Origin of the sequence: Microvirga aerilata (genome assembly GCF_016743775.1) — a bacterium.
Classification (GTDB): domain Bacteria; phylum Pseudomonadota; class Alphaproteobacteria; order Rhizobiales; family Beijerinckiaceae; genus Microvirga; species Microvirga aerilata.
The window spans coordinates 153,607-161,037 of the sequence record NZ_JAEQMY010000007.1 but is presented as its reverse complement, the minus strand read 5'-3'; the positions used below and the strand labels follow the sequence as shown (position 1 = coordinate 161,037).

General features: G+C 60.0%; 7 protein-coding genes. 5 read left to right on the top strand and 2 right to left on the bottom strand.

Translation table 11 applies throughout. The features are described from left to right. Positions 1–411: 411 nt before the first annotated feature. Entirely contained in the window at positions 412–627 is a 216-nt protein-coding gene (locus JKG68_RS07270) for a hypothetical protein (protein WP_202057458.1), read from the bottom strand. A gap of 139 nt (positions 628–766) precedes the next feature. On the opposite strand from JKG68_RS07270, the gene JKG68_RS07265 reads away from it, so the two are divergent. From JKG68_RS07265 to JKG68_RS34495, 3 genes are all read left to right on the top strand, one after another. Beyond that, a complete protein-coding gene (locus JKG68_RS07265; protein ID WP_202057456.1) occupies positions 767–1,018 on the top strand; it encodes a DUF6894 family protein in 252 nt (83 codons plus the stop codon). Between the two features lie 749 nt (positions 1,019–1,767). Then, on the top strand, positions 1,768–2,262 hold the full coding sequence (locus JKG68_RS07260; RefSeq protein ID WP_202057454.1) for a c-type cytochrome: 495 nt from the start codon (positions 1,768–1,770) through the stop codon (positions 2,260–2,262). 673 nt (positions 2,263–2,935) lie between these two features. Continuing rightward, positions 2,936–3,106: a type II toxin-antitoxin system Phd/YefM family antitoxin gene (locus JKG68_RS34495; protein ID WP_312890744.1), complete on the top strand. Its 171-nt coding sequence runs from the start codon at positions 2,936–2,938 to the stop codon at positions 3,104–3,106. Between the two features lie 306 nt (positions 3,107–3,412). On the opposite strand, the gene JKG68_RS07250 is transcribed toward JKG68_RS34495, so the two are convergent. Beyond that, positions 3,413–4,312: a LysR family transcriptional regulator gene (locus JKG68_RS07250; RefSeq protein ID WP_202057452.1), complete on the bottom strand. Its 900-nt coding sequence runs from the start codon at positions 4,310–4,312 to the stop codon at positions 3,413–3,415. Positions 4,313–4,463: 151 nt separating this feature from the next. On the opposite strand from JKG68_RS07250, the gene JKG68_RS07245 reads away from it, so the two are divergent. Both JKG68_RS07245 and argH read left to right on the top strand, forming a co-directional pair. Beyond that, positions 4,464–5,804 carry an ABC transporter substrate-binding protein gene (locus JKG68_RS07245; RefSeq protein ID WP_202057451.1) on the top strand — a complete coding sequence of 447 codons (1,341 nt, stop codon included), beginning with the start codon at positions 4,464–4,466 and terminating at the stop codon, positions 5,802–5,804. Between the two features lie 64 nt (positions 5,805–5,868). Then, on the top strand, positions 5,869–7,428 hold the full coding sequence (gene argH / locus JKG68_RS07240) for an argininosuccinate lyase (RefSeq protein WP_202057450.1): 1,560 nt from the start codon (positions 5,869–5,871) through the stop codon (positions 7,426–7,428). Positions 7,429–7,431: the final 3 nt, after the last annotated feature.

Genomic DNA, 7,431 nt, shown 5'->3' with positions numbered 1-7,431 from the left:
CCTCCAGTTTGCAGCCTTGGATCAAATTTCGACTGAAGCGGGAATCCCTCAGGTCACCTGAATGTCCACACGCCTTAGTTCGTGGGCTACCAGAGCCAGGCGCGAGGCTAGGGCCTCTTCTGCCTGGGCCGTATTCTCCAGAGCTGTCTTATAATCGAGGACTGCCCGTCTCATTTCAGCAGGGTCTCGCATGCCGATGTCTCCTACCGTTGAGCGACCGTCAACTGTGGGGACCACAAGGGCCGGAGAAGGGGCTCAGCAACAACCCCGCTAATAACGGCGAAGGAGGCCAGGATGAGCCCGATCCGTCCGTAAAGTGCAACTCGATCCTTGTGAGGCATAAGGCTCTCCAAGTGGTACACAGGAGAGAGAACGTAGCTGGGTGCGAGCTGGTTGCCAATACGGCCTAGTCTAGGTGGGCTCGGCTCTGCGGCTGGTGCGGGCCAGGGGGAAGGGGATCACAACGCCTGCCACTTTGGGTGCCGGCATGGGCGCGGGTTCGTCCCGTCCAGCCCGCGCCATCGACAGCGCAAGCGTCATCCCCTGCCCTATAGCCTTTGCCAGATCCATGCGGTCGGCATTGATCGAAAACACCCGCTCATAGGCGCCATCGGGAGCGTTCAGCACCAGGTGCAGGCATGGGGGCCGGCAAGAGAGCCATTCTCTTCCCCATATGAACAAGGATGGTGCGTGAACCATAACCAAGGAAAAGAAATGAACGCTTTGCTGCCTCCAGACTTTTGTAGGAGAAGCAGGGGTACTCCTCATGGCTTCACGCTACTACTTCAATCTCACTGATGGTGATGAAGTAATCCGTGATGACGATGGCATCGAAGTTCCTGACATGCGTATGGCTCTGGTCCATGCCCTTGAGGTTATCGAGGAGCTCAGACGGGAGGATATCTTGTTTCTGGGTGACTGTCTGGGGTGGAGGCTCGACATCGTTGATGGTTCGTGCAACCTGATCCAGAGCCTTCCGCTGGACAGTGCTGCACCAAAGCCAAGTTCTCACCATTGAGCAAGCAGTATCGCTTCCATTATTTGGCCACGACAAGGCCCTACAAGCTTGTCGCTTCGAACCATGATCGATAAGGAACATCTCAGCATCTATCTGATTTACTTCGGTTCAATCCGCATTTGCTGAAAGCAGGCGCCTGAACTTACTTGACCCAGTTCTGAGGGAACCTGATGTGACTGAGGACGAGATTGAGGCTGTTGCTGAGGAGCTTGCGAAAGCAGGCGGCGTGTCTTGGTACCCGGGCCGTGAGCGCGGGACGCTTCTGAAGGTTGTGTCGGATCGATACCGCGACCGGGCTCGGTTGGCCATCGCAGCTCTTGATCGCTACAGAGCACAAAAGGCAGGCGCTGCTTCTACAGACAGCGCAGAAGCCGAACTGCCGCCAGTTCCTGCAAGAGAGCCGACTGCCGCCGACAACAGCATTCGCGTTGGCGTCACTGTGGTCTACCGTCCGCCAGGCGAGCAGAGAGCCTATCCGTGCCGGGTTGAAAAGGTTGAAGGAGGCCAAATCTACTTGGTGCCCCACTTACAGGCTTGGACCGGATGGGTTCCTGTAGGGAAGGTCTCGCCTGTTGCCTCCGAAGAGGATTCTTCTCAGTAGAGGAAAAGGAAGGACTTCGCTCGGCTCAAGCCCGCCCCTAGAGTCCTGCTCCCGCCTGAGCGGGGTTTCTTGTTACGTCTTATGCGCACTTTCCCGCAGCCCCGCTTCTGGCATTTTGGCGGAGTTCAACCTTTGACAGGGGAACTCCATGAGACACATCGTATGGACTGCTTTCATAGCTGGCAGCGTACTCATCTCCAGCCTACCAGCCGTTGCTCAGACGCCAACGCAAAGAGGCGAGTACCTCGTCACCATCATGGATTGCAACGGATGCCATACCCCGGGTACCTTCCTTGGCAAACCTGACATGCAGCGCCCGCTGGCTGGGTCAGAGGTCGGCTTTCAGATCCCGGGGCTTGGTATCTTCTATCCCCCGAACCTCACACCTGATCCTGAGACGGGCCTGGGCAAGTGGAGCGAGGCTGACATCATCAAGGCAGTACGCACCGGAGTTCGCCCAGACGGTCGGCAACTCGTACCCATCATGCCCTACCATTCTTACGGCAAGCTTACAGACGCTGATGCCAAGGCTCTTGTCAGCTACCTGAAGAGCATGAAGCCGGTCCGCAACCAGGTTCCCGGCCCTACTGGCCCGAACGAGAAGCCGAAAGCAGCATATTTGACCGTAGTCATGCCCCAGTAGCCACACAAAGCAGACGTTTAGGCATGCCGAGTACCCTGCGCGTGGAGCAGGTGAGCTGCAAATTCCTGCTCCAGCATATGGCGCCGTTCGGTTCTACCCCAGGCGGGGTTTCCTGCTGTCGAATGTGGCTGCCCCCATGCTCCTGTGCCATCAATTGAGCCCCAATTCCTCGTCAATCATCAAAACATCCGGGCTGTACAGGGGATCTATCTCATGACGCGGCTCCTTTCAGAGAAGGGGTGGCACGCTATCTCGGACAAGCCCGGATCCCATGTCCTCGGCTCGATCCGCTCCTGCACCGCCCGCAACCGCTCGTTGTCTTGGCGCAGATCGTCAATCGATTGCGCCGCTCAGCAGCCTCGTACAAAGAGACACGCCTCCCGTCCGAGGGGCGTGGTCCAGGCTCCACCGCACTCTGTCACCCCACAGTGGTGCCTGCATCGCGCTGACGTTGTGAACACGCTGGAGCACACATGACATGGCATCGATCTCCTACTATCATGGTGGCCGCGCTGCGTGACCGGGTACCGGATAGTCCTTTGGCTCCGGCTAAACTCCCCAAAAGACCAGGAGTGACAATCCATCGGAACAGGGATGCCGTTCAGCACGCATCGCCGAGCCGGATCATGGACAGCCCTGGCTGACCGGGGGTGCAGATCCACCGGAGGCCAACTTGGTTTCCACGTTCAAGGGAGGCGCGAGGCGGATCGTGAACATCCATGAAGCCAAGACGCACCTGTCACGGCTCATCAAAAAGACGGCCCGCAGCGAAGCGATGGCGATCGCCACGGCTGGCAAGCCCCTCGTCAAGGTAACGGCGCCGGATAGGTCAGCGGCAGGATAACATTGCCAGTTTGGCTTCTTGGCTGGGCAGATCTACGTGCCTGATGGTTTCGACAGGATCGGCAGCACGGAAGCCGAACAGCAGCTCTGGGGTGAGACCGATTGAAGGTGTTGCTGGACACCCATCTCCGGCTGTGGGCAGTTGGCAATTGCAGGCTGCAAAGGCCTGCGCCACCGCTTTGGCAGAGCGACCCCGAGGATCAGCCCTCCTGCATCGGAAGGTGGTGTCCGGCGATCTCTCGAATCGGTGACACCCAGGCACGAACCTAACAGACCTTCGATGTCGTCCGCCGGTGGCCCCGACCGGCTATGTCTCGCCAGACAGCCCGCGCAGGATCGCTGTGGCACGGGCCGCAACCTCGCGGGCCGCGCGACTGAGGGGCTTCTGCTGTCCCGTGACGAGGACCACATGCCGGTTGATGGATGGGTTGCGAATGACGCTGCTCGCGAAGATGTTGTCTTTCTTCTCATTTGCGATCGTGTGCGGCGCCTTGATCATGTAGCAGCCGCAGTTCAGCGTCATCTCCTTCTGGGCGAGGATCGAATCCGCTTCGGCCACAACGGTGAGCTCCACTTTTCTTCGCCGGGCCACAGCATCAACGGCCATTCTCAACCCATTGGTCAGCGCCGGCAAGACGAGTGGAAACTCCGCCAGGCGATCGAAATCGATCTCATCCGGCACATCCCACCGCGCCGCGACGCCCGCGAGTACCAGATGGGAATGAAGCATCAAGCCGCCGCTGTTGAGGGAGCCCTCCTTATACTTGCTGTAGATGCCTACATCGACGACGCCTTCCGACAGCCAGTGTTCAATCTGTTCGCTGAATCCCTCATAGACCCGCAAGCGGATTCCTGACAGCTCGCGCCGCAGCTGATTGAGCAGTTCGGGAACGACGGATGGAATCAGGGATGGCGGCAATCCGACCGCAACACTCCCGCTCGGAAGCCGGCTGAAGGCCCGCAGGTCCTCGGACATCTGCTCGACCTCCCGCAACAGGGGTTGCGCCCGCAGCAGAGCCTCCTGGCCGAGTTCCGACAGGGCTACCCTGCGTCCGGTTCGGTAGAACAGTGGCCCGTCCCACGCTGCCTCGAGCTCTCCGATAATCCGGCTCACGGTCGGCTGGGCCAAGCCCAGCGACACAGCAGCCTTGGTAAAGCTTCCCAGCTCGGCGGCGCGGGCGAAGGTTCGCAGATGCTCAATGTCCATGATCAAGACATCCGAATTCTGGATATCCGATATATCTACCATGTACTGGACGTATCACAAACCTTCAGTACCATGTTCCTTAACAATAATGCCGGGGACATATCTGCAAGGATTGATTTTAAGGCGATACAATAACATCGGGAGGAAATCTATGCGACGCTTTCAAGCGCAGGCTGCTGCATGTGTTGCAGGTTCGCTGATACTGGGTCTCGTCTCCACATCAGCCCTGGCCCAGACCAAAACCGTTCGGTTTCTGCACAACGAGACCGATCCCCCCAGCATCGAATTCTACAACAAGGCCATCAAAGAGTTCGAAGCGGCGAACCCTGACATCAAGATCGAGATGGAAGCTGTCAGCACGGACGGACGCCTTCAGAAGGTGCTGGCCTCGATCAACACCAAGACCATGCCGGAAGTCTTCAAACTGCTGCCCGAGGAGCGCTTCGAATTTGCCCGGAAGGGCTATCTTGTCCCCCTCGATGACGTGGTTGCCGAGATCGGCACGCAGGATTATGTCGAGGGCTCCCTGGTGCCGGTCGAGGGCAAGACCTTTGACATTCCCTATACGCTTGGCAATTACGGAGTGTTGTGGCAGCGGGATGATCTCCTGAAAGCCAAAGGGCTTGAGACCCCGAAGACCTGGGATGAGCTCAAAACGGCCGCCAAGACCCTCACCGAAAACGGTAACTTCGGCTTTATCTTTCCGGCAGGCAAGAACCGGATGGCGAGCATTTATCTCTCCGCAATGATCTGGAACGCCGGCGGCACCTACTTCGACAAAGACCTGAACGTGACCTTCGACAATCCAGGAACCGTCAAGGCGCTGACGTTCCTGAAGGAGATGGCGGCCTACTCGCCATCCGGGATCGGTTCCTACTCGTACGGCGACATGATCAATGTCTACCTGACCGGCAAGATCGCTCTCGATATCTATGCCCCTCGCCTGGCCGCCAATGCAGCCGCCAATACGCCCGATCTCTTCAAGCAGACCAGCGCCAAGCCCATGCCGGCAGGTCCCAGCGGCGTTGCAGTGAAGTTTGTCAACGCCAACAGCTTCGCCCTGGCCTCGCCCACCGTCGGCTCCAAGAATGTCGATGCCGCTCGCAAATTTCTGAAGTACATCGTTACGGGCGAGCGCCTGGAGCGATTCTCACTGACGGCCTACCCTCACCTCATCCCGCCGCTGAAAGGCGTGCAGGAGAAGGTGATCAAGGCCGGGGCCGCCGAGGTTCTGGGCGGCCGTGAAGACATGGGGCGACTGTCCTTCAATACATCCAACTCCCTCGACTTCGAGTCCGAGGCGGGTGCGGTCTTCAAGGATGGCAAAGTGATCCGCTCCGGGGTGGTCAATCCCTATATCGGCTCGATCGTCGCTCGCGGGATACCCGCCGAGGTCGTCCAGCGCGTTGTTCTCCAGGGAGAAGATCCGGCCAAGGCCGCGGCGTGGGGACAAGAGCGCATGAAGCGCATCGTCGACGACCTCAAGAAGTAGCCGCAGCAAGCAAGAACCCGGCGTCCGCGCCATACGACGCGGACCCCTTTCTCGGAGATTGTTCATGGCCCAAGATCAGGCGGCACCGCCGGTCGTATCGCTGCGCGAACGCGTCAAGTCCCCGCCGGCGGAGACCATGGTCGAATCCTATTACGCGCCGGCGGTCGCGGCCGGCATCCGGTTCCAGTTCGAGCCCGAGGTGAAAATCCACCTGGCTCATGCCCTCATGCTGGCCGAGCGCAAGATCGTGGACCGCTCGGACGTTGCGCAGATTGTGGCCACGCTCATGGCGCTGCGGCAGACGGGTGTGTCTGCTCTGACCATCGATTATCGCCAGGAGGACCTCTACTCCTATATCGAGCGCTTTCTCGTCGAGCGCCTCGGCCCTGCCACGGGCGGACGCCTCCACACGGGCCGCAGCCGCAATGACATGCATACGACCTCGTGGCGCCTGGCCTTGCGCGCCCGCATCCTCGACCTGATGAACACTGTCCTGCGTCTGCGCAGCACCCTTCTCGCTCACGCCGAGACCCATATCGACACGGTGATGCCCGGCTACACGCACACGCAGCATGCGCAACCGATCTCCTTTGGCTACTACCTGCTCTCTGCCGCCGACCTTGTCGAACGCGACTTCCGCAGGCTCGCCGGCGCCCTGTCGTGCTGCGACCGGAGCCCACTTGGATCCGGCGCCCTCTCGACCACGGGTTTTCCCATCGACCGCGACATGACGAGCCGGCTGCTTGGCTTTGCAGGTCTTGTCGAGGTCGGCTATGACGGCGTGGCCATCCGTGACGACGTGCACGAGACCATCGCGGCCGTTGCGATCCTGATGACGGGCATCTCGCGCGTTGCCACCGATCTCCAGAGCTGGAACACGATGGAATACGGCTTCATCGAGCTCGATGACGCCTATTCCAGCGTCAGCAGCATTATGCCGCAGAAGAAGAACCCGCAGGCCCTGGAGCATGTGAAGGCTGTGGCGGCAATCGCCATCGGGGCCCTGAATACCGTGCTGGCCTGCAGCAAGAATACCGCTTTGGCCGACGTCAACGATGGCGTCTCGGCACCCAATGTTCCTGCCCTCGAAGCCATCGAGCGGGTCATCAGGTCGCTTCTGGTGTTCGACGGGGCCCTCTCGTCGCTCAAGGTACACGCGGACGTGATGCGACGCTCCGCGGAGGTGGGCTTTGGAACGGCGACCGAGCTTGCCGACATCATCGTGCGCGAGACCGGAATGTCCTTCCGCATGGCCCATAATGTGGTCGGCCGCGTCGTCCGTGAGACGATCGAGGCGGGCCGCATTGCCACCGACATCACCACGGCGGACCTTGATGCCGCCTCGCAGGCCCTGTTCGGGCATGCGCTCGGCATTTCCGACGGCAGCGTCCGCACGGCCCTCGACCCTGCGGAAAACCTCAAAACCCGCACCGTCACCGGCGGCCCGGCCCCGGAACGGATGCTCGACATGCTCGCCCGCCGGAGGGCGCGCCTTGAGCATGACACGGAAGAAACGGACCAGGTCCTCCGCCGGATCGCAGACGCGGATGCGCAGCTTGAAGCGCAGGCCCGGCAACTGATTGCCGATATGGGCTTGCCTGTTCAACCCCAGATCGCGAGATAATCC

Coding starts and splice junctions, on each gene's coding strand:
- JKG68_RS07265 (WP_202057456.1), top strand. CDS start 767: ATGGCTTCACGCTACTACTTCAATCTCACTGATGGTGATGAAGTAATC.
- JKG68_RS07260 (WP_202057454.1), top strand. CDS start 1,768: ATGAGACACATCGTATGGACTGCTTTCATAGCTGGCAGCGTACTCATC.
- JKG68_RS07250 (WP_202057452.1), bottom strand. CDS start 4,312: ATGGACATTGAGCATCTGCGAACCTTCGCCCGCGCCGCCGAGCTGGGA.
- JKG68_RS07245 (WP_202057451.1), top strand. CDS start 4,464: ATGCGACGCTTTCAAGCGCAGGCTGCTGCATGTGTTGCAGGTTCGCTG.
- argH (WP_202057450.1), top strand. CDS start 5,869: ATGGCCCAAGATCAGGCGGCACCGCCGGTCGTATCGCTGCGCGAACGC.